Below are 19,436 nucleotides of genomic sequence, written 5' to 3' on the forward strand. Positions count from 1 at the left end.
GCCCGGATCTGCTGCGTGCCGGCCGGCACTCCGGAAATGCTGAACCTGCCTTGCTGATCGCTCAGGCTGCCTCGCTGGGTGCCGACCACGAAGATCTGCACGCCCGCGAGCGGACGCAGGGAGCTGGCGTCTACCACTGTGCCGGCGACGGTGCCCCCCGACTGTGCGATTGCGTGGCTCGGAAGGCCGGCGAGCGTCGCCAGGCCGACCAACAACCACAGGTATCGTCTCATTGCTCGTTCTCCTCGGTTACCGGAACTGCCGGCACAGGTGCTCGCGAGCGCGCGCGAGCGTTAGTCAAACCGAACGGACCAAAAAGGAATGCGCACCTCCTTTCTGGCTAAAATGCAACCGCCCGGTCGGGGGGAAGCCCGCCGGGCATGCGTGCCGCCAACCTCACAGCCTCCGCCCAACCGGCGCGATCACATCAGCCGACGAATCTCACCCGCGCGAAATGACGCTTCCCTCGTTGCAGGAGGTGCTCCCCCCTCGCTTGAAGGTCGGCATCACGTCGCGAAACCTTTGCACCATCGATCGAGACCGCACCCTGCTCGATGAGTCGCACAGCCTGGCTGGTAGACGGGGCGAGCCCCGCGAATACCATCAATCGCGGTAGCCACACCCGCCCGTTTTCCACCGCAAGATCGGGGACATCCGCTCTCACCTCGACTACCGGGACGTCGTCCGGCACTCCCTTCTGCCGGTGCACCAGGTCGAATCGCGCCGCGGCCTCCTCGGCGGCCCGCTCACCGTGGTACTGTCTCACGATCAGCGCAGCGAGCTGTCGCTTCGCTCGGTACGGGTCGCTCTCCACCAGCTGCAACGCCTCCTCCAGCTCGCGTCCCCGCAACCCGGACGCCAATCGATACCATTCGTCCAGCAGCTCGTCCGGGATCGACATCGCCCGGCCGTACTGCTCCTCCGGCGGCTGGGTGATTCCGATGTAATTGTCGTACGACTTCGACATCTTCTGCACGCCATCGGTGCCGCGCAGAAGAGGCATCATCAAACAGACCTGCGGTTCCTGCTCGTAGCGCTCCTGGATCGCGCGCGCGACCAGCAGGTTGAAGGTCTGATCCACGCCTCCCAACTCCACGTCTGCCCGCAGCGCGACCGAGTCGTACGCCTGGAGCAGCGGGTACATGAACTCGACCAGCGAGATCGGCGTTCCGGAGGCATAACGCTTCGCGAAATCCTCGCGCTCCAGCATCCGCGCCACCGTGTACTGCGCCGTCAGCTTGAGAATGTCCTCCAGACGCAGGGGCGCGAGCCAGCGCGAGTTGTACTCCACCCGCGTGCGGCTCCGGTCGAGGATCCGGAAGACCTGATCGGCATAGGTTCGGGCGTTTTCGGCGACTTCTTCGGCGCTGAGGCGGGGGCGGAGCTCGTTGCGACCGCTCGGGTCGCCTACCATGGCCGTATAATCACCGACCACGAAGATCACTTCGTGGCCGAGCTCCTGGAATTCGCGTAGTTTTCGTATGGAAACGGCATGGCCGAGGTGGAGGTCCGGACGTGTGGGATCGAACCCCTGCTTGATTCGCAGCGGGACGCCCGTTCTGTAAGAGCGTTCGAGCTTACGAACCAACTCCTCTTCGGGCACGACCTCGACCGCATCACGCCGAATGACCTCTAACTGCTCGGCAACGGGAGGAAACGACACGTAGATAGTCGGGATAATCTCGTGGGATAATCAGGAACAATCCCAACGAAGACTACCTTGAAATGGCCCTATCCGCAAGGGATGACGCAACCTCGATTCACTTTCGAGACCACTCACCACGCCCTCTGGGCAGAGGAGATCGCCAATGAGCGGGCGATCCCCAACGAGGTCGTCCCTGCCCCGCCCGAGGCACACGCACGCTGCAACCTCGCCCTGGAGGTCCTTCCCGCCGACGTACCCCGATTGGAGGCTGCCCTTTTCGAGGAAGGCGTCCCGCACCGCATCTTTTTAGGCTAGCGTACTTGCGCGTCCGCTACCGCGGCTCGCCGGCCGACGCTGGCGCCTTCCCCCGCTGACGGACCGTCTCTCCCCAGGCCTCGAAGATGTCGCACATCCAGTCGAAGATCGTACGCAGGCCGCGCTGCAGCTCGCGCATCCGCCGCTCCTTTTCCTCGCGAGGGAGCTGCAGGGCGTCGCGGAGGACCAGCGCCACCCGCTCGGGATCGTAAGGGTTGATCATGATGGCGTTCATCTCCTCGGCCGCACCGGCGAAAGAGGAGAGCAGCAACACCCCCTGACGATCGACCTGGCTCGCCACGTACTCCTTGGCGACGAGGTTCATCCCGTCCTGGAGGGAGCTGACCACGCAGACGTCGGCGAGGCGATACAGCACGGCCAGGCGCTCGGCCGGCAGTGATTGCTTGATCAGGTGGATGGGGCGCCACTCCGGGCCTCCGAAGCGGTCGTTGATCTCCCACACCTGCCGCTCGACCTTCTGCGTCAACTCGTCGTATGCCTCAATGTCGGTGCGGCTGGGAACGGCCACCTGCACGAAGGTGAAGCGACCTCGATACTCGGGATAGCGGTCCCAGAGGAACTCGAGCGCCTTGAACTTCTCGGGAAGCCCCTTGGAGTAGTCCAGGCGATCCACACCGATCCCGATGAAGCCGCCCCCCGGAGCGTACCGCTCGCGCAATCGCCGCATCTGCTCGTCGGCGCCCGGAGCTGTGGCCGCCTGACGGAACGCATCCACGTCGATGGAGATGGGGAAGGCGTTGACGGTGCAGGTGTGCCCGTCCAGGGTCACCCTCCCCGAGTCCCAATCGACCGAGACCCCCGGGAGCCGCTGCGCGCAGCGCAGGAAGTTCTCCACGAAAGAGGGGAGGTGGAAGCCGAGCAGATCGTTGGCGAGCAGGCCGCGCAACAGCTGGTCACCGGGCTGGGCCAGACGGAAGATCTCCACCGGCGGCCAGGGAATGTGCCAGAAATGCGCGAGAGCAAGGTCCGGGCGGCGAGCGCGAACGTTTTCCGGCGCAAGTGCGAGATGGTAATCCTGGAACCAGACGGCGGCGTCGGCACCGCGCACCTCGTCCAGGACGGCTTCGGCAAAGCGCCGGTTCACCCGCCGGTAGCGCTCCCAGTAACGGCCGCGCATGCGCGTCAGGTCGGGGCGCAGGTGGCAGAGCGGCCAGAGAAACTGGTTGGAGAACCCCAGGTAGTAGCGGTGGATGTCGTGGTTGGTGAGCCAGATGCGGCGTAGTGTGTAGCTGGGGTTGTCCGGCGGAACGCGTACGTTGTCGTTCTCGTCGACCACCGCGGCGTCGGCTTCGCCGCTGCCCCAGGCCACCCAGGTCCCTCCGAGCTGCTGCATCAGCGGATCCAGCGCGGAGGTGAGCCCTCCTGCCGGCACCCGCACCTGCATCTCACCGACCTCCTCCGACCAGCGGTGCTCGTACGGCTCACGATTCGAAACTACCAGCAAGCGCCTTCCCCCCAGGGCCTCACGGAAGACCGACCCGAGGTCCGCTCCCGTGCGCTTCGGGGCCGTTTCGACCGTGCTCATCGACCCCGCCGGCCCTCCGCTCGCTCTTCACCCCGCCGCCCGGCGCCGGAGCGCATCCGGGGCGACTTGGTGCGGGAGCGCCTTGCTTTCAGGCCAAGTCTGTGACCGCCCCGGGCCAACTCCCGTCGCAGGACCCGTTTTTGCGGAAGGGCGAGCAGGGCAACAGCGATTCCGACCGCGGCTCCGATGCCCAGTCCAGCCAGAAAGTTGTATGGACGTGCCGTATCTTCGTAGTGCATGAGATGTGTAGCTGGAAGGCGGGTGAAGCATTCGCATCCGACGTACACAGCCAGTACTGCTGTTCGTCAGGGCAGTCGTCTGGATAAAGCAATGGCTGTGCCGGCAGACGCCCTCCCGCTTCGGGCGCGGATCTGCATCTACTGACCCACAAAGAGCTTGCGACGGGGGCGACGGCGCCGGTACATTGGGCCGCCCGAACGCCGCCCGGCACCTGCCGCGGCCGATTCGACACGGAGGCATCCCACGGATGACCGACACCGAGAAGAGGACCGTCCTGCTGGTCGAGGACAACGAGGACAATCGCACCGTCTACCGCACGATCCTCGAGCACTTCGGATACCAGGTGATCGAGGCTCGTAACGGCGAGGACGGAGTCCGCACCGCACGCGAGACGATTCCCGACCTGATTTTGATGGACATCTCGATTCCGGTGATCGACGGTTGGGAGGCGACCAAGATCCTCAAGAACGATCCCGCCACCTCGCATATCCCCATCATCGCGCTGACGGCGCACGCGCTGGCCACAGATCGAGCGAAAGCGGAGGAGGTGGGATGCGACGGCTACCTGGCGAAGCCCTGCGAACCGCGGCGCGTGGTAGCGGAGGTGGAGCGCTTCATCGGCGGCGGACGAGAGGTCGAGGCTTGAGCGAAACGGAACGGAAGGAAGGGCAGGCGCCGCAGCCGGTTCGGATCCTGGTGGTCGACGACCACCCGGACAACGTGGAGATCATCAACGTTCGGCTGTCCAGTCGCGGCTACCAGATCGACACGGCCACCAATGGCGAGGAGGCGCTCCAGAAGGTAAAGGATTACCCGCCGGACCTCATCCTGCTCGACGTCATGATGCCCCTCATGGACGGCTACGAGGTCTCGCGCCGGATCAAGAACGACCCTGGCCTTCCGTTCATCCCCATCATCCTCGTCACCGCGAGAGATTCCACCCAGGACAAGGTGGATGGCCTCGACGCCGGGGCGGACGACTACCTCACCAAGCCGGTGAACTTCCCGGAGCTCGAGGCGCGGGTTCGCTCGATGCTGCGCATCAAGCGGCTCCAGGACGAGCTCGATCAGAAGAACCGCGAGCTGGAGCTGGCGAACAAGCGCCTGCGCAAGCTGTCGATCACCGACGGGCTCACCGAGCTGTTCAACCACCGCCACATCCACGAGCTGCTGCACGAGGAGTTCGAGCGGACGAAGCGCTCCGGCGAGCCGATGGCGGTGGCGATGATGGACCTGGACCGCTTCAAGCAGGTCAACGATACCTACGGTCACCCCACCGGCGACGTGATCCTCTACGAGACCGCCGAAATCCTCCGCCAGACCGTCCGCGAGATCGACATGGTCGGGCGCTACGGCGGCGAGGAGTTCATCGCCATCCTACCCGGGACCGACGAGTCGGAGGCTCATCGCTTCGCTGAGCGAGTACGCGAGGCGGTAGCGAACCACGTCTATCATGACGAGGCCAATGAGGTGCGGATGACCCTCTCGGGCGGAGTCGCCTCGTTCCCCGGACCCGGCGTGGACCATCCCGACGTTCTGATCAAGAAAGCGGACGAGGCGCTGTACGCCGCCAAGCAGGCCGGGCGGAACCGCGTCGTACGCGCTTCGATGCTCGATACCGTGCTCTCATGACGCCACCTGCGGACGCGCGCGCGGCCGAGCGCGCGGCGGAGCTTCGCTCCATCCTGGAACGCGCCAACTACGAATACTACATCCTCGATCGGCCCACCCTCAGCGACCCTGAGTACGACCGCTACATGCGGGAGCTCCGGGAGTTGGAAGCTGCGCACCCGGAGCTGCGCACGCCCGACTCGCCGACCCAGCGCATCGGCGCGGAGCCGGTCAGCCGGCTGGAGAAGACGACGCACCTCGCGCCGATGCTCTCCCTGGACAACGCCTTCAACTTCCAGGAGCTGGAGGCGTGGGAAGCACGCAACGCACGCATCGCGTCGGAGGTGAAGGAGGCCGGCTACCTCGCCGAGCCGAAAATGGACGGGCTCGCGGTCGCGCTGACCTACGAGAACGGGATCTTCGTCAAAGGAGCCACCCGGGGGAACGGCACGGTCGGCGAGAACGTGACTGCCAACCTGCGCACCATCCGCGAGATCCCCCTCCGGTTGCGCGACGAGGAGCAGCCGGTGCCGCCGCTGATGGAGATCCGCGGCGAAGTCTACATGTCGCTCTCCGGCTTCGAGGCGCTCAACGCCCGGCGTGCGGCGGCGGGGGAATCTACCTTCGCCAACCCGCGCAACTCGGCAGCCGGCGCCGTCCGACAGCTCGATCCGCGAGTGACCGCCGACCGGCCACTCCGTTTCACCGCTTTCTCCATCCAGCTCGATCCCGCGAGCACCTTCCGTCTACCCGTCTCGACCCAGGAAGAGCTGCTCCAGTTGCTGACGACGTGGGGCCTCCCGGTCAACCCCCTGTATCGCCGCTGCGCCAACCTGGACGAGGTCGAGGCGTACGTTCGGGAGCTGGAAGACAAGCGGGGGGAGCTGGACTACGAGATCGATGGCGCTGTGGTGAAGGTGAACCCGTTGTGGCTCCACCCGGAGCTGGGGATCGTCGGCGGGCGAGAGCCGCGCTGGGCGATCGCCTACAAGTTCGCTCCGACACTGGCTACCACCCGGCTCCTCTCGATCGAGATCAACGTCGGGCGCACGGGGAGCCTGAACCCCTACGCGGTTCTGGAGCCGGTGGAGATCGGCGGGGCCACGGTGAAGCTGGCCACGCTGCACAACGAGGAGGACATTCGCCGCAAGGACCTGCGCGTGGGGGACCGGGTGGTGGTGAAGCGCGCTGGCGATGTCATCCCCCAGGTCGTGGCACCCCTGCTGGACGAAGGCGCCCCGAGGTCGGATCCATTCCGGATGCCGGACCACTGCCCGGTGTGCGGCACTCCGGTCGAGCGTCCGCCGAACGAGGTGATGACCTACTGCCCGAACGGCTCCTGCCCCGCCCGCATCTACTGGGGTCTGGTCCACTTCGCCAGCGTCGGCGCGATGGACATCCGCGGTCTGGGGGAGCAGACCTGCCGGCAGCTCCTGGAGACCGGGCTGGTCCACGATGTGGGAGACCTTTACTTTCTGAAGCTCGAGGACCTGCTGCAGCTCGACGGAATGCAGCAGAAGTCCGCGGAGAACCTGCTGCGGGGGATCGACGCGTCGCGCAGCCGCGGCCTGGCGCGCGTGCTGTACGGGCTCGGGGTCAGACACGTCGGGGCCACCGCCGCACAGTTGCTCGCTCGTGCCTTCGGCACGATGGACCGGCTGATGGCCGCTTCGCGGGAGCAGCTTGCCGCGGTGCACGGAATCGGCGATACGACGGCGGCAGCCCTGGAGGCGTATTTCGCCGATCCCACGAACCGCGCGGTGATCGAGAAGCTCCGTCAGGGCGGGGTCGATCTCACCGAAGCGGAGGCGGGTCCCGCCGAGGGACCGTTCGCGGGGATGACCTTCGTCGTGACCGGCACGCTGCCGACACTCTCGAGGAAAGAAGCCACGCGACTGATCGAGGAAGCCGGTGGGCGCGTGACCGGCAGCGTCACGCGCAACACGGACGTTCTGGTCGTGGGCGAGGACGCGGGATCGAAGTTGACGAAGGCGCGGGAGCTGGGAATTCGCGAGTGGACCGAAGCCGAGCTGCTCGAGGCGCTCGAATCCGCCGCAGAACCGCAATCGCTGCAGGGGTCCAATGAATGATTCCTTCGCCGGAACAGCCATGCTGACATTTCCCCCTTCCACCCTGGCGGCGGTGCACCGGGCCGCGCGCCAGGACCGTTCGGCGGCCGAGGCGGCCGCCCTGGTTCGGCAGGTCGGCTTCGAGACCGGTGAGGGTTTCCTGGTGGCCTTCAGCGAGTGGCTCGCGCACCACCGACAGGATCCGGGCGCGGACCCCTCCGCCCTGGCCGCGGACGACTTCTGGCATCACCTCAGTGCCTTCTTCAGCAGCCTGGGATGGGGCCGGCTGGAGTTCGAGCAGCTTCACGAGGGGGTGGGTGAGCTCAGCAGCACGGAATGGGCGGAGGCGGAGGTGGGCGCGGGGGCACGCCAGCCGATGTGCCACTTCACCACCGGCATGCTCGCCGACCTCCTCAGCCGCTTGATCGGCTCTGACCTCGCGGTGCTCGAGGTTGCCTGTCGCTCCCGCGGCGACGGTAAGTGCCGCTTCCTCCTGGGAAGCGCCGAAGCACTGCAGCGGGTCTACGAGGAGGTGCGCCAGGGACAGGAAGTGGATGCGGCGCTGCAGGCGCTGGCCTAGTGGCAGGAATTACGAATTACGAATTGCGAATTACGAATTTCCAGCGCCAGCCCTGGACGCGACCATGACGAATATGTCAGTCAGAAAGCCGGCCAGAGCAGAAATATTGCTGGCGAATCCGAGCTGCGGCGATCGTCGTTCAATTCGTAATTCGTAATTCGTAATTCCATGCCGGATCCCGCCCCACGCGCCGTCGTCTGCCTCCGGTGAGTCGCATCGCCGCGCTGGACTACGGACAGCGGCGCATCGGCGTGGCGCTGTCCGATCCTTCCGGTACCATCGCCTACCCCTTGAAGACCTTGCTCCGCCGGCCGGGGAAGAGACCCCCCTGGGCGGAGCTCACCGGCCTGCTCCGGGAATACGAGGTGGAGGAGGTCGTCGTGGGCCTACCGCTCGACCTTGCTGGGGAAGAGGGAGAGTGGGCGGAAGAGGTGCGCCGTTTCGGGGCGGAGCTGGCGCGGCGCACCTCGCTGCCGGTGCACTGGGTAGACGAGCGGCTCACCTCAGTCCGGGCGGAACGAACGGTGCGCGGGATGGGCCTCAAGAAAACTGAGCGGGAGGAGAAGGGTCGGGTGGACGCTACCGCCGCGGCATTGATCCTCGAGGCGTACCTCGCAACGGCTTCAAAGAAGCAGGCTCATGAAGGATAGATCCTCAGCACCTTTGCTGCCGACGCTCCTGCCCGCTCTGGTGATGGCGGCGCTGACGGGTTGCGGGGGCGACCCGGACGGCGAGCCCATCCGGTTCACCGTTCCGCAGGGAGCAGGCTTCTCGACGGTTACGGACACGCTCGCCAGGCGGCAGATCATCGACTGGCCGCTCGTCTTCCGCCTCTACGGGCAGATGCGCGGGGTGGCGGGCGACGTCAAGCCGGGGGTGTACGAGGTCCGGCCCGGCACCTCCTGGGACGAGATCCTCGAGAAGCTGGTCGAGGGGGACATCGTGCGCGCGGCGGTGGTGGTTCCCGAAGGATGGACGTCCGAGCAGATCGCCCGCCGTATCGCCGCCCTCACCAACCAGCCCCTCGATTCGGTCCTGCCGTTGATGGCCGATTCCGCGCTCGTGGATTCGTTCGGCCTCCCCGGGCCCACCCTGGAGGGGTACCTGTACCCCGCGACCTACCACCTTCCGGTGAACGTCTCGCCCCGCGAGGCCATCGGGGCCATGGTGAAGCGCTACCAGCAGGTCTGGACTCCCGAGCTGCGGGCGCTGGCCGATTCCGCCGGCCTCAGCGAGCGGGAGGTGGTGACCCTCGCCTCCATCGTCGAGAAAGAGGCGAAGCGATGGACCGAGCGGGACACGATCGCGGCGGTATACCGGAATCGGCTGCGCATCGGCATGCCGCTCCAGGCGGATCCCACCGTGCAGTACGCGCTCGGCTCGCATCAGCAGCGGCTGCTCTACTCGCACATCGAGAACGTCGCGGACCACCCGTACAACACCTACACTCACGCGGGATTACCGCCGGGCCCGATCGCCTCACCCAGCGAGGGCTCGATCCGGGCAGTCCTGCAGCCGGCCGAGGTGGACTTCCTCTATTTCGTCGCGCGTCCCGACGGCACCCACGAGTTCACGCGCTCCCTCGCGGAACACAATCGGGCCAAGAGCCGCATCCGGCGGGAGCTGCAGATGCAGGCCGCCGAGGGGTCATGACCCGCGAGGAGCTGCGCCGCAAGCTGGCGCTGATCGTCATCACGGATCCGAATTGCGGCCCGGGGCGCGAGCTCGCCGATGTGGTGGCGCAGGCGCTCGCGGGCGGAGCGCCTGCGATCCAGCTGCGGGCGAAGGAGGCCTCCGCGCGGGAGATGGCCGAGCTCGGGCGGCGGCTGCTCGAGCTCACGCGGGCCGCCGGCGCGCTCCTGTTCGTGAACGACCGGGTGGACGTGGCCCTGGCGATCGGTGCCGATGGGGCCCACGTCGGCAGCGACGACCTTCCGGTCCCTGCAGCCCGACAGATCGCACCCCCCGGGTTCCTCATCGGGCGCTCGGTGGACCGGGCGGAGGAGGTGCCCGCCGCGATAGCCGAAGGTGCGGACTACATTGGCGCCGGCCCGGTCTATCCGACCGGCAGCAAGCCCGATGCGGGTCCGGTGATGGGGATCGATGGGTTGCGGCAGGTCTGTGCCGCGGCGGGCGACATCCCCGTCGTGGGCATCGGTGGCATCAACGGCGAGAACGCCGAGGCCGTCGTAGCCGCGGGAGCGGTGGGCGTGTCGGTGATCAGCGCGGTAATGCAGGCGGAGGATCCCGCCGCCGCGACGGGTAGCCTGCTCGCGGCCGTGCAGCGCGGAGCGGCGCCCCGGGCGTCCTAGAGGACGAGGCCGCCTATCCCCAGCAGCGTCTCGATCCGCTCCGAGGGGACCTGGAAGGAGCCGAGCTCGAACGACCGCCGCGGTCCGTGCCAGTCGGACCCACCGCTGGGAAACATGCCGTACCGCTCGGTCACCCCCCGCAGCTTTGCCGCATCCTCCGCCGTGTTGTTGGGTCGGTAGCACTCCACCCCATCCAGCCCCCATTCCACGAAGAGCGGCATCAGATCCTCCACGATCTCGAGCGGAGGATGGGCCCATACCGCCACGCCTCCGCTGGCATGAATTGCGTCGATGGCAGCCTTCGGGGTGGGAAAGTCCTGCGACACGAAGGCGGGGCCTCCGTCGCCGATGTAGCGCGTGAAGGCTTCGCTGAAGGAGCGGATGAATCCGCCGGCGAGCAGCGCCCGGGCGAGGTGGGGCCGGCCGAGGGTGCGTGCCTCCGGACCCGCCGCGGTTCTCACCTCCTCCATCGTCACCGGCACGCCGAGGGCAACCAGCTTCTCCACCATGCGCTCCATCCGGCGGACCCGACGCACCGCGGCCGCGGTCTGATGGGCCAGGATCGAAGGGGCGCGCCAGTCGATCCAGTAGCCGAGCACGTGCAGCTCATGCGGTGGTGTACAGGTACTGATCTCGATTCCCGGCACCACCGCCACCGGCAACTCGCGCGCGGCGCTGACCGCCTCCTCCACCCCGGCCGCGGTGTCGTGATCGGTGATGGCGATCACGTCCAGCCCCGCCGAGGCAGCCGCGCGCACCAGCGCAGCCGGCGAGAGCTCACCGTCGGACACGTGCGAGTGGAGGTGCAGGTCGGTTTTCATGAAGTCGGATAGACAATTGGAGAACGGGCAGCCAGAACGAACGACCCCCTGCCGCTGGTGCGGAGGGGGTCGGCGTCAGGATCGCGGCAGACGGATAAACTCAGCCGGCGCTTTCGGCACGCTCGCTGAGAACCGTCACCACGTTGTTCACCACCTGGAGGAACCCACCCTCCACGTGGAAATGCTCGATGTCGTTCCCCTGCCGGACACGAAGATCGCCGGAGCCGAGAAGTGCCATCAGCGGGGCATGCCCCCGCAGCACTCCCAGCTCCCCGTCCCACGCGGGGGCGACCACGGAATCGGCCACGCCATCGAAGAGGGTGCGCTCCGGCGAGATCACGACGACGCGCAACGCGTCTCCGCTGCCGGCGGTGCCAGGCTGCGCCATCAGACCTTCGCCCCCAGCTGACGCGCCCGCTCGACCGCGTCTTCGATCCCACCCACCATGTAGAACGCCTGCTCGGGCAGGTGGTCGAACTCACCGTTCACCACGCGCTCGAAGGACTCGATCGTCTCCTCCAGCTTGACGTACTTGCCCGGCGTGCCGGTAAACTGCTCCGCCACGTGGAACGGCTGCGAGAGGAAGCGCTGAATTCGCCGCGCCCGCCCGACGATCACCTTGTCCTCCTCGCTCAGCTCGTCCATGCCGAGAATGGCGATGATGTCCTGAAGCTCCTTGTAACGCTGCAGGACCCGCTGCACCGCCGTCGCCACCTTGTAGTGCCGCTCGCCGATGTACTGCGGATCCAGGATCCGCGAGCTGGAATCGAGCGGGTCGACTGCCGGGTAGATGCCGAGCTCGGAGATCGCCCTCGAGAGCACCGTGGTCGCGTCCAGGTGGGCGAAGGCGGTCGCCGGAGCGGGGTCGGTCAGGTCGTCCGCCGGGACGTAGATCGCCTGCACCGAGGTGATCGATCCCTCACGGGTGGAGGTGATCCGCTCCTGCAGCTCACCCATCTCCGTGGCCAGCGTCGGCTGATACCCCACCGCCGAAGGCATGCGGCCCAGCAGCGCCGACACCTCCGATCCCGCCTGGGTGAAGCGGAAGATGTTGTCGATGAAGAAGAGCACGTCCTGCTTCTCGACGTCGCGGAAGTACTCGGCCACCGTCAAACCGGTCAGCGCGACGCGCAGGCGCGCCCCCGGCGGCTCGTTCATCTGCCCGTAGACGAGGGCAACTGACGATTCCGCCAGGTTGTCTTCCTTGATGAGGTTGCTCTCCTTGAACTCGAGCCAGAGGTCCGTCCCCTCGCGTGTGCGCTCGCCGACGCCCGCGAAGACCGAGCGGCCGCCGTGACCCATGGCGATGTTGTGGATGAGCTCCTGGATGATGACGGTCTTACCGACGCCGGCGCCGCCGAACAGCCCGATCTTTCCACCCTTCACGTAGGGGGCGATCAGGTCGAGCACCTTGATCCCGGTCTCGAGCACCTCGGTCTTCGGCTCCAGCGCCACGAAAGCCGGGGGATCCCGGTGAATCGGCCAGCGCTCCGCGTCGGCGGGGATCTCACCGCGCTCGTCCACCGGATCGCCGGTGACGTTGAGGATGCGGCCCAGGGCGGGTGCACCCACCGGGACCGAGATCGAAGCTCCGGTGTCGATGACCTTCATCCCCCGCACCACGCCGTCGGTCGAAGACATGGCCACTGCCCGGACCTGGTTGCGGCCGATGTGCTGCTGGACCTCGAGCACCAGGTCGATCGCCGCGCGCCCCTCGCTCGCCGGCTCACGGATGCGCAGAGCGTTATAGATCTCGGGCAGGTGTCCGCCCTCGAATTCGGCGTCGACGACCGGGCCGATGACCTGCACGACCGTCCCGACCGTCGTCGATCCGGTCGATACAGTTGCCTTCTCGGGCAGTGTGGCTGCCATGCGATATGCTCCTTAGCCTGTGATGCTAGAAAACGGGTTATCCGTTATCCGTTATCAGTGGTTATCCGCTTGAGCCTCGGCCACCGTTACCCACCGTCGATCTCGCCAACGGATAACGGATAGCGGATAACCGTTCCTTCCCTACTCCAGCGCCGCGGCGCCACCCACGATCTCCGCAATCTCCTGAGTGATCTGCGCCTGCCGCGCGCGGTTGTAGGTGCGCGTGAGGGCTTCGATCATCTCGCCTGCATTGTCCGTCGCGTTCTTCATGGCGGTTCGCTGCGCGCCGTAGAAGCCCGCGGTGGTCTCCGCAAGCGCGCGATAGACGCTGTTGCGGACGTAGAGCGGAAGGAGCTGCGTCAGGATTGCATCCGCGGACGGCTCCAGGATGTAATCCACCTCCCTCCCCTTCTCCTGCTCCGGCGCCGGGATGGGGAGGAGCTGTTGCGTGGTCGGCGGAGTCGACAACGCGGAGTTGAAGCGGGCATACACCAGGTAGACCGCATCGAGCTCGCCGGCGACGAACCGCTGCATGATCGGATCTATGATGCTGCTCGCTTCTTCCGCGGTCGGCTTGTCGCTGATGTCCCGGCGCGCCGTGGCCAGCTCCACACCCTGGAAGCGGAAGAACGCAATCCCCTTCCTGCCGATGGCGTGCAGCTCGGTCTGCACGCCCTCGCCCTGCAGGCGGTCCAACAGCCCGCGCGCCTCGCGGATCAGGTTGCTGTTGAATGCTCCCGCCAGCCCACGGTTGGCCGTGAGCAGGACCACCGCCGCGCGCTGCACCTTCTCCGGCTGGCGCAGGAGCGCATACCGGGCCGCCAGCTCCGGAGTGAGCAGCCGGCCGATCACCTCTTCGAGCCGCTCCGCGTACGGCCGCGCCGCGGCCACTCGGTCCTGCGCGCGCTTCAGCTTGGACGTGGCGACCATCTCCATCGTCCGGGTGATCTTGCGCGTATTCTGGACCGATCGGATGCGGCCCTTCAGTTCTCTGGCTTTGGCCATGGCTCGGCTCTGCCCTTTCTACGCTTCGGTTCGGCTCGGCTCAGCTGCTCTGCCGCGCGCTCGCTGCGCCGGCCTCCGGACGCGCCGCGAGACGGAGCTGGTCCTCTGACATCCGCCGGTCGGCCTCGGTCTCCTGCAGGATCGCGGACTTGGCGTAATCCTCGGTGCCTACCGGCGACTCCGGCGACGCGAACAGCTCCTTGTATAGCTTGATCGCCGCGACCAGCGCCTGCTCGTTCTCCTCCGTCAGGTCCCGCTTCTCGACGATGTCGCGCAGGATCTCGGGACGCTGGGTGCGCAGGAAGATGTGGAAGTCCCGCTCCCAGATCTTGATCTGCTCCACCGACACGTCGTCGAGATAGCCGTTCGTGAGCGCGTAGATGATGGCCACCTGGTTCTCGACCGGCATGGGCGCGTACTGCGCCTGCTTCAGCACCTCTACCGCGCGCTGTCCGCGGGCGAGCTGCCGCTGCGTCACCGCGTCGAGCTCCGAGCCGAAGGCCGCGAACGCCTCGAGCTCGCGGTACTGGGCGAGCTCGCCCTTCAGGCGCCCTGCCACCTTCTTCATCGCCTTGATCTGCGCCGCGCCACCGACGCGCGAGACCGAGATGCCGACGTTCACCGCCGGCCGCACACCCGAGTAGAAGAGGTTCGACTCGAGGAAGATCTGCCCGTCGGTGATCGAGATCACGTTCGTGGGAATGTAGGCCGACACGTCACCGGCCTGGGTCTCGATGATCGGCAGCGCAGTCAGCGAGCCGCCACCCATCTCGTCGGAGAGCTTCGCGGCACGCTCCAGCAGGCGCGAGTGCAGGTAGAACACGTCGCCGGGGTACGCCTCGCGGCCCGGCGGGCGGCGGAGCACCAGCGAGACCTGGCGGTACGCCGCGGCCTGCTTGGAGAGGTCGTCATAGACGCAGAGGGTCGCCTTACCCCTGCCGTTCTCGTCCTTCGTGTACATGAAGTGCTCGGCCAGCGCGGTGCCGGCGTAGGGCGCGATGTACTGCATGGGAGCCGGATCCGACGCGGTAGCCGCCACGACGATCGTATAGTCCAGGGCGCCTGCGTCTTCCAGCCGCTGGACCACGCTGGCGACGGTCGAGGCCTTCTGCCCGATCGCCACGTAGACGCAGACGACGTCCTGGCCCTTCTGGTTGATGATCGTATCGATGGCGATCGCGGTCTTACCGGTGCCGCGGTCGCCGATGATCAGCTCACGCTGGCCACGGCCGATGGGGATGAGCGCGTCGATCGCCTTGATCCCGGTCTGCATCGGCTCCTTCACCGGCTGACGCAGGACGATGCCGGGCGCAACGATGTCGATCTGCCGACGCTCGGTGGCGTGGATCGGCCCCTTACCGTCGATCGGCTCGCCCAGCGGGTTGACCACACGGCCCAGGTATCCCGGCCCGACGGGGATGTCGAGAACGCGCCCCGTGCGCCGCACCTGGTCGCCCTCGTGAAGGACCGTCCAGTCCCCCAGAATCACGGCGCCGATGTTGTCCTCCTCGAGGTTCAGCGCCAGGCCGGTTACCACCTCTCCGGTTTCGGCGGAGGTGATCTCTAGCATCTCGCTCGCCATGGTCTTCGCCAGACCGTAGATGCGGGCGATCCCGTCCTTGACCTCGAGAACCTCGCCGATCTCCTCGGCCTGTAGATCGTCCTCGTATCGCTCGATCTCCGCCAGCAGCACGTTCTTGATCTCGCTGGCGCGAAGTTGGGTCTCTGACGAAGCCATTTTGAATCCTCAGGTTGTTTCGCGGAGGCGGATCCTTCGCGAAGAAACCGGCACGCCCGGGCCTTCCCCGGCACCGCCCGCGATCGTTGCATCCGCCACGATACTTCTCGCCTACAGCCTCTCGCTGCTATCACCCGGCAGCCGCGGTCAACCGCCTCCGCAGCCCCGCAATACGCCTGCGCAGCGTTCCGTCGTAGAGCTGATCGCCGACCCGGATCAGCACCCCGCCGACCAGCGATGGATCGGTGACGAAGGTTGCCACCACCTCTTTCCCGAGTCTCTTCTCGAGCGCGGCAACGATCTCCTGCCGGAGCTGCGGATCCGGTTCCCGGGCCACCGTCACGTCGGCCCGGACGCGTCCACGCAACTCATCCACCAGCCGGGTATATTCCTCGGCGATCTCTGGCAGGAGCGTCTGGCGGCGCTTGTCTATCAGCACGAGCAGGAAGCGCAGGAACGGCCCCGGCACGCTGTCGCCGAAGGCGGCCTCTGCAACTCGCTTGCGCTCCTGCGCGGAAATCCGCGGAGTCGCCAGGAATTGGCGAATACGCGGTTCGCGCCGCAGTAGCCGCGCCACTTCCTCGAGCGCGTGGCCGAAGTCGTCCACCGCGGCGTCTCCACCGCTGCGACGGGCGAGCTCCAGCAGCGTCTCGGCGTAGTTGCGGGCGATGATGGTCGGCCCCATGCGTCAGACTCCCGCCGACACCGCGGCCGCGGGCTCCGCCTCCAGGCGATCCAGGAACTCGCGCACGAAGCGGCGGTTGCCCTCGTTGTCGAGATCCTTCTCCACCAGCTTGCTCGCCGCCGCAATCGCCAACTCCACCGCTTCGGCCTTCAGCTCGGAACGGGCACGCTCCGCTTCCTGCGCGATCTCGCGGCGTGCGCGCTCCAGGATGGCCTGCTGCTCGCGCCGGGCCTCGGCGATGATCTCGTCCCGCATCCGCTCTCCGGCCGTCCGCCCCTCTGCGACCATCTCCTGAACCTGCGAGCGCAGCTCCTCGTGCTTGGCCCGCTGCTCCTCGAGCAGGCGCTGCGCCTCCTCGCGGTCGCGCTGCGCCGCCGCCAGCAGCTCCTCGATCCGCGCCTCGCGCGCTTCCACCGCACCGAGGATCGACGGGTACGCGAACTTGTAGAGGGCAAGGAGGACGATCAGGAAGATGATGACCGTCCAGACCATCAAGCCTTCGTTGATGTCCAGCAATCCTCCCTCCTGCGCGACCGCGGGGGTCGCCAGGCTCAGGAGGAGCATCAGCGCGAGCGGCAAAGAGTTGCGCATCATCGATTCGTCAGGAGCACACCCTGCAAGTGAAAGAACTCGGGGGCGGGCGGACCCGCCCCCGGTCACGGACTCAGCCGCCCAGCGCGCCGAGTACGCCCGACTGGATCAGGAACATGATGACCAGCGCGAACAGCGCGGCACCCTCGATCAGCGCCGCCAGAATGATCGCGGCCGTCTGAATGTTGCCCGCCACTTCCGGCTGACGAGCCATCCCCTCCATCGCTCCCCGGCCGATCAAGCCGATGCCGAGGCCGGCACCGATCAGGATCAGACCCGCACCCAGGCCAGCGCCTAGGAGACCGTAGTTGAGGAACGAGTTGACCGCCTCCACTGCCTGCATCGAAGCCTCTCCGGTTTCGATTGAACGTTTCGGGCCGCTCTCCATTCGGCCTCGCGGCCGATAGCGCTACAAGACCACTTCGGTCACGCGCCTTCCCCGGGCGCCCATCTCCCGGGTACGCAACGACGCGGAGGAGCGCCGCGTCTGCTTGAAATTACGAATTACGAATTACGAATTACTGCTCCAATTTAGAATTGTGAATTCTGAATTATGAATCTTGAATTATGAATTACCGCTCATTCAGGCCGCCGCCCAGAGCCTGCAACCTTAGAATTCGTAATTCGTAATTCGTAATTCGTAATTCAAAATTCAAAATTGCCGTCTCAGTGCGCATGCCGGATGAGCCCGATGAACACGCTCGTCAGCAGCGCGAAGATGTACGCCTGGAGAAACGCCACGAAGATCTCCAGGAACGAGAGTGCCACGGCCATCAGGACCGGTCCGACGGCGACGGCGTAGCTGCCGAAAACGAAGATCAGACCGATGATCGCGAGCAGCAGGACGTGCCCCGCGGTCATGTTGGCGAAGAGCCGGATCGCTAGCGCGAACGGCTTCGTCAGCTTCCCCAGCAGCTCGACCGGGGTCATGATCAGAACCATCACCGGGACCATGAACTTGGGGAGCCCGTGGGGGATGTAGACGATGGTTCCGAGATAGCCCTTGAGTCCGAGCGCGCGCATCCCCGACACCTCGATCACCACGAACGAGACCAGCGCCAGCGCCGCGGTGACCGAAATGTTGCCGGTGGCCGTGGCCCCCCAGGGGACCAGCCCCAACAGGTTACAGACGAGGATGAAGAAGAAGAGAGTGATCACGAACGGAGCGAACCGCTCGCCGCCGTGACCGATGTTCGGCATTGCCACCTGGTCGCGGAGGAAGAGCACCAGCGTCTCCATGACGTTGTGCGCCTTCTTCGGCGCGCCGCTCCCTCCCCGCTTCCGCGCCGCGGCCGCCGTGGCCAGGAAGATGCTCGTCACGATCAAGCCCGCGAGGGCCAGGAAGACGACGTGCTTGGTCGGCGTCATGTCGATCGGCCCGACCATCCACGATCCCGGCTCGGGCAGGTGGATAGTGCCGAAGGGCGTCTCGATCTCACTCGCGTCCTGGATGTGGTGCAGGATGTCGAAGCCGTGCTCTTCACCGTGCACCTCATCCCCGTGCCCCTCAGCGGCCGCGGCCGCCCCCTCGACCTGCGCCGAGCCCCCGCCATGGACCGGGTCCTGCGGTGGTGCGAGCAGCGTGAGCAGAAGCGCGAGCGTAGCGATCATTCAGCGTTTCTCCGATTGCGTGACCCGCAGGACGACGGGTTCGCTCAGCGTAGTCAGGAACAGAACCGTCACCAGGGCCAGCAGCGTGGGTCCGACCGGCAACCCCGTCGCCGGAACTCCCCAGAGCGCCGCCACGGCCACCACCGCTAGCCGGAACAGCGCCCCCAACCCGTGGGCCAGGCCCACACGGCCTGGCAGCATCCACACAAAGAGGAGCCAGAATCCGATCACCTGCACGGCGAACGCGATCACCGCCCCCGACCAGGCCCCCGCCCGTCCAGGCCCCTCCAGGAGCATCGCGCTGCAAATAGCCACGAGCCCGGTGACCACTGCCGCCGCCGTCGTGTACCAGATTCCGCTCCTCACGGCGATCTCTCATCGCGCTGGCGCCGCTCGCGCTCGCGCGGGACGATCACCAGCTGTCTGTACAGCGAGATGAACCCTCCGACCGCACCCACCAGCACCCCCACCAACAGCAGCCAGGGAGCAGTCCCGAGCAACCCATCCAACCACCTCCCCAGAAAGAGGAAGAGGATGATCGCCGCGGCGAACTGCATCCCCGCCCCCAGCACCTCCCCCGCCTGGCTGGCCGCCGGCCTCGACGGCTTCTTTTCGTCCATCCCTTCGGCCATACGACCCCCTCCGCGGTCGCGGGAGCACGCCAATATAGACGCTTGTGAAATTTTTCGCAAGCGTCGGAACCCCCTCGCTTGACGGGCGTTTCGGCGTCGATCTATCTTGCGCCGCAGCCGTCTGCAGACCGCGCGCCGCCGGGTGCGCCGGCTCCAGCTACGT

The 19,436-nt window shown here is 66.6% G+C and carries 22 protein-coding genes; 8 read left to right on the forward strand and 14 right to left on the reverse strand.

The window, feature by feature from the left end:
* Both VF167_04835 and tyrS read right to left on the reverse strand, forming a co-directional pair.
* On the reverse strand, positions 1-233 hold a 233-nt coding region (locus VF167_04835), incomplete at its 3' end, for a carboxypeptidase-like regulatory domain-containing protein (protein ID HEX6924728.1).
* A 194-nt stretch (positions 234-427) separates the two neighbouring features.
* Positions 428-1,663, reverse strand: coding sequence for a tyrosine--tRNA ligase (gene tyrS / locus VF167_04840; protein ID HEX6924729.1), 1,236 nt, complete (start codon positions 1,661-1,663; stop codon positions 428-430).
* 81 nt (positions 1,664-1,744) lie between these two features.
* Here tyrS and VF167_04845 point away from each other — a divergent pair, with 81 nt between their 5' ends.
* The gene (locus VF167_04845) at positions 1,745-1,960 is read left to right on the forward strand and encodes a DUF3343 domain-containing protein (protein ID HEX6924730.1); all 216 of its coding nucleotides are present in this window, start codon (positions 1,745-1,747) and stop codon (positions 1,958-1,960) included.
* 16 nt (positions 1,961-1,976) lie between these two features.
* Here the strand turns inward: VF167_04845 and VF167_04850 are convergent, their stop codons facing one another.
* The gene (locus VF167_04850; GenBank protein ID HEX6924731.1) at positions 1,977-3,506 is read right to left on the reverse strand and encodes a trehalose-6-phosphate synthase; all 1,530 of its coding nucleotides are present in this window, start codon (positions 3,504-3,506) and stop codon (positions 1,977-1,979) included.
* A gap of 487 nt (positions 3,507-3,993) precedes the next feature.
* Here VF167_04850 and VF167_04855 point away from each other — a divergent pair, with 487 nt between their 5' ends.
* From VF167_04855 to thiE, 7 genes are all read left to right on the forward strand, one after another.
* A complete protein-coding gene (locus tag VF167_04855) occupies positions 3,994-4,392 on the forward strand; it encodes a response regulator (protein ID HEX6924732.1) in 399 nt (132 codons plus the stop codon).
* Complete coding sequence (locus tag VF167_04860) at positions 4,389-5,378, forward strand: diguanylate cyclase (GenBank protein HEX6924733.1); 990 nt, start codon at positions 4,389-4,391, stop codon at positions 5,376-5,378. Before VF167_04855 ends, VF167_04860 begins: the two co-directional genes overlap by 4 nt.
* A complete protein-coding gene (gene ligA, locus VF167_04865) occupies positions 5,375-7,447 on the forward strand; it encodes an NAD-dependent DNA ligase LigA (protein ID HEX6924734.1) in 2,073 nt (690 codons plus the stop codon). The genes VF167_04860 and ligA overlap by 4 nt, the downstream gene beginning before the upstream one ends.
* Before the next feature lie 19 nt (positions 7,448-7,466).
* Entirely contained in the window at positions 7,467-8,006 is a 540-nt protein-coding gene (locus VF167_04870; GenBank protein HEX6924735.1) for a 4-vinyl reductase, read from the forward strand.
* A 206-nt stretch (positions 8,007-8,212) separates the two neighbouring features.
* Positions 8,213-8,656: a Holliday junction resolvase RuvX gene (gene ruvX, locus VF167_04875; GenBank protein ID HEX6924736.1), complete on the forward strand. Its 444-nt coding sequence runs from the start codon at positions 8,213-8,215 to the stop codon at positions 8,654-8,656.
* On the forward strand, positions 8,646-9,659 hold the full coding sequence (gene mltG / locus VF167_04880) for an endolytic transglycosylase MltG (GenBank protein HEX6924737.1): 1,014 nt from the start codon (positions 8,646-8,648) through the stop codon (positions 9,657-9,659). Before ruvX ends, mltG begins: the two co-directional genes overlap by 11 nt.
* Entirely contained in the window at positions 9,656-10,318 is a 663-nt protein-coding gene (gene thiE, locus VF167_04885) for a thiamine phosphate synthase (protein HEX6924738.1), read from the forward strand. The genes mltG and thiE overlap by 4 nt, the downstream gene beginning before the upstream one ends.
* Here thiE and VF167_04890 read toward each other — a convergent pair.
* From VF167_04890 to VF167_04940, 11 genes are all read right to left on the reverse strand, one after another.
* Positions 10,315-11,139 (reverse strand): PHP domain-containing protein, encoded by an 825-nt coding sequence (locus tag VF167_04890; GenBank protein ID HEX6924739.1) that lies wholly within the window; start codon positions 11,137-11,139, stop codon positions 10,315-10,317. The two genes, thiE and VF167_04890, sit on opposite strands and share 4 nt — an antisense overlap.
* A gap of 100 nt (positions 11,140-11,239) precedes the next feature.
* Positions 11,240-11,527: an ATP synthase F1 subunit epsilon gene (gene atpC / locus VF167_04895; protein ID HEX6924740.1), complete on the reverse strand. Its 288-nt coding sequence runs from the start codon at positions 11,525-11,527 to the stop codon at positions 11,240-11,242.
* On the reverse strand, positions 11,527-13,011 hold the full coding sequence (gene atpD / locus VF167_04900; protein ID HEX6924741.1) for a F0F1 ATP synthase subunit beta: 1,485 nt from the start codon (positions 13,009-13,011) through the stop codon (positions 11,527-11,529). Before atpD ends, atpC begins: the two co-directional genes overlap by 1 nt.
* A 141-nt stretch (positions 13,012-13,152) precedes the next feature.
* Positions 13,153-14,016 carry an ATP synthase F1 subunit gamma gene (gene atpG / locus VF167_04905; protein ID HEX6924742.1) on the reverse strand — a complete coding sequence of 288 codons (864 nt, stop codon included), beginning with the start codon at positions 14,014-14,016 and terminating at the stop codon, positions 13,153-13,155.
* Positions 14,017-14,056: 40 nt separating this feature from the next.
* Positions 14,057-15,754: a F0F1 ATP synthase subunit alpha gene (atpA, locus tag VF167_04910; protein HEX6924743.1), complete on the reverse strand. Its 1,698-nt coding sequence runs from the start codon at positions 15,752-15,754 to the stop codon at positions 14,057-14,059.
* Positions 15,755-15,884: 130 nt separating this feature from the next.
* Entirely contained in the window at positions 15,885-16,439 is a 555-nt protein-coding gene (gene atpH, locus VF167_04915) for an ATP synthase F1 subunit delta (GenBank protein ID HEX6924744.1), read from the reverse strand.
* A gap of 3 nt (positions 16,440-16,442) precedes the next feature.
* Positions 16,443-17,033, reverse strand: a complete 591-nt coding sequence (gene atpF, locus VF167_04920) for a F0F1 ATP synthase subunit B (GenBank protein HEX6924745.1) — start codon at positions 17,031-17,033, stop codon at positions 16,443-16,445.
* Positions 17,034-17,103: 70 nt separating this feature from the next.
* Entirely contained in the window at positions 17,104-17,373 is a 270-nt protein-coding gene (locus VF167_04925) for an ATP synthase F0 subunit C (protein ID HEX6924746.1), read from the reverse strand.
* A gap of 323 nt (positions 17,374-17,696) precedes the next feature.
* Positions 17,697-18,641: a F0F1 ATP synthase subunit A gene (gene atpB, locus VF167_04930; GenBank protein ID HEX6924747.1), complete on the reverse strand. Its 945-nt coding sequence runs from the start codon at positions 18,639-18,641 to the stop codon at positions 17,697-17,699.
* Positions 18,642-19,007, reverse strand: a complete 366-nt coding sequence (locus VF167_04935; GenBank protein HEX6924748.1) for a hypothetical protein — start codon at positions 19,005-19,007, stop codon at positions 18,642-18,644. It abuts the gene before it with no gap.
* A complete protein-coding gene (locus VF167_04940) occupies positions 19,004-19,273 on the reverse strand; it encodes an AtpZ/AtpI family protein (protein ID HEX6924749.1) in 270 nt (89 codons plus the stop codon). Before VF167_04940 ends, VF167_04935 begins: the two co-directional genes overlap by 4 nt.
* Positions 19,274-19,436 lie beyond the last annotated feature (163 nt).

The organism is Longimicrobiaceae bacterium (assembly GCA_036375715.1).
In the GTDB taxonomy this organism is placed as follows: domain Bacteria; phylum Gemmatimonadota; class Gemmatimonadetes; order Longimicrobiales; family Longimicrobiaceae; genus DASVBS01.

What these genes read in the sequence shown, in the direction of transcription:
- VF167_04845 (HEX6924730.1), top strand. Translation starts at nt 1,745, where the DNA reads ATGACGCAACCTCGATTCACTTTCGAGACCACTCACCACGCCCTCTGG.
- VF167_04850 (HEX6924731.1), bottom strand. Translation starts at nt 3,506, where the DNA reads ATGAGCACGGTCGAAACGGCCCCGAAGCGCACGGGAGCGGACCTCGGG.
- VF167_04855 (HEX6924732.1), top strand. Translation starts at nt 3,994, where the DNA reads ATGACCGACACCGAGAAGAGGACCGTCCTGCTGGTCGAGGACAACGAG.
- ligA (HEX6924734.1), top strand. Translation starts at nt 5,375, where the DNA reads ATGACGCCACCTGCGGACGCGCGCGCGGCCGAGCGCGCGGCGGAGCTT.
- VF167_04870 (HEX6924735.1), top strand. Translation starts at nt 7,467, where the DNA reads ATGCTGACATTTCCCCCTTCCACCCTGGCGGCGGTGCACCGGGCCGCG.
- mltG (HEX6924737.1), top strand. Translation starts at nt 8,646, where the DNA reads ATGAAGGATAGATCCTCAGCACCTTTGCTGCCGACGCTCCTGCCCGCT.
- thiE (HEX6924738.1), top strand. Translation starts at nt 9,656, where the DNA reads ATGACCCGCGAGGAGCTGCGCCGCAAGCTGGCGCTGATCGTCATCACG.
- VF167_04890 (HEX6924739.1), bottom strand. Translation starts at nt 11,139, where the DNA reads ATGAAAACCGACCTGCACCTCCACTCGCACGTGTCCGACGGTGAGCTC.
- atpC (HEX6924740.1), bottom strand. Translation starts at nt 11,527, where the DNA reads ATGGCGCAGCCTGGCACCGCCGGCAGCGGAGACGCGTTGCGCGTCGTC.
- atpD (HEX6924741.1), bottom strand. Translation starts at nt 13,011, where the DNA reads ATGGCAGCCACACTGCCCGAGAAGGCAACTGTATCGACCGGATCGACG.
- atpG (HEX6924742.1), bottom strand. Translation starts at nt 14,016, where the DNA reads ATGGCCAAAGCCAGAGAACTGAAGGGCCGCATCCGATCGGTCCAGAAT.
- atpA (HEX6924743.1), bottom strand. Translation starts at nt 15,754, where the DNA reads ATGGCTTCGTCAGAGACCCAACTTCGCGCCAGCGAGATCAAGAACGTG.
- atpH (HEX6924744.1), bottom strand. Translation starts at nt 16,439, where the DNA reads ATGGGGCCGACCATCATCGCCCGCAACTACGCCGAGACGCTGCTGGAG.
- atpF (HEX6924745.1), bottom strand. Translation starts at nt 17,033, where the DNA reads ATGATGCGCAACTCTTTGCCGCTCGCGCTGATGCTCCTCCTGAGCCTG.
- VF167_04925 (HEX6924746.1), bottom strand. Translation starts at nt 17,373, where the DNA reads ATGCAGGCAGTGGAGGCGGTCAACTCGTTCCTCAACTACGGTCTCCTA.
- atpB (HEX6924747.1), bottom strand. Translation starts at nt 18,641, where the DNA reads ATGATCGCTACGCTCGCGCTTCTGCTCACGCTGCTCGCACCACCGCAG.
- VF167_04940 (HEX6924749.1), bottom strand. Translation starts at nt 19,273, where the DNA reads ATGGCCGAAGGGATGGACGAAAAGAAGCCGTCGAGGCCGGCGGCCAGC.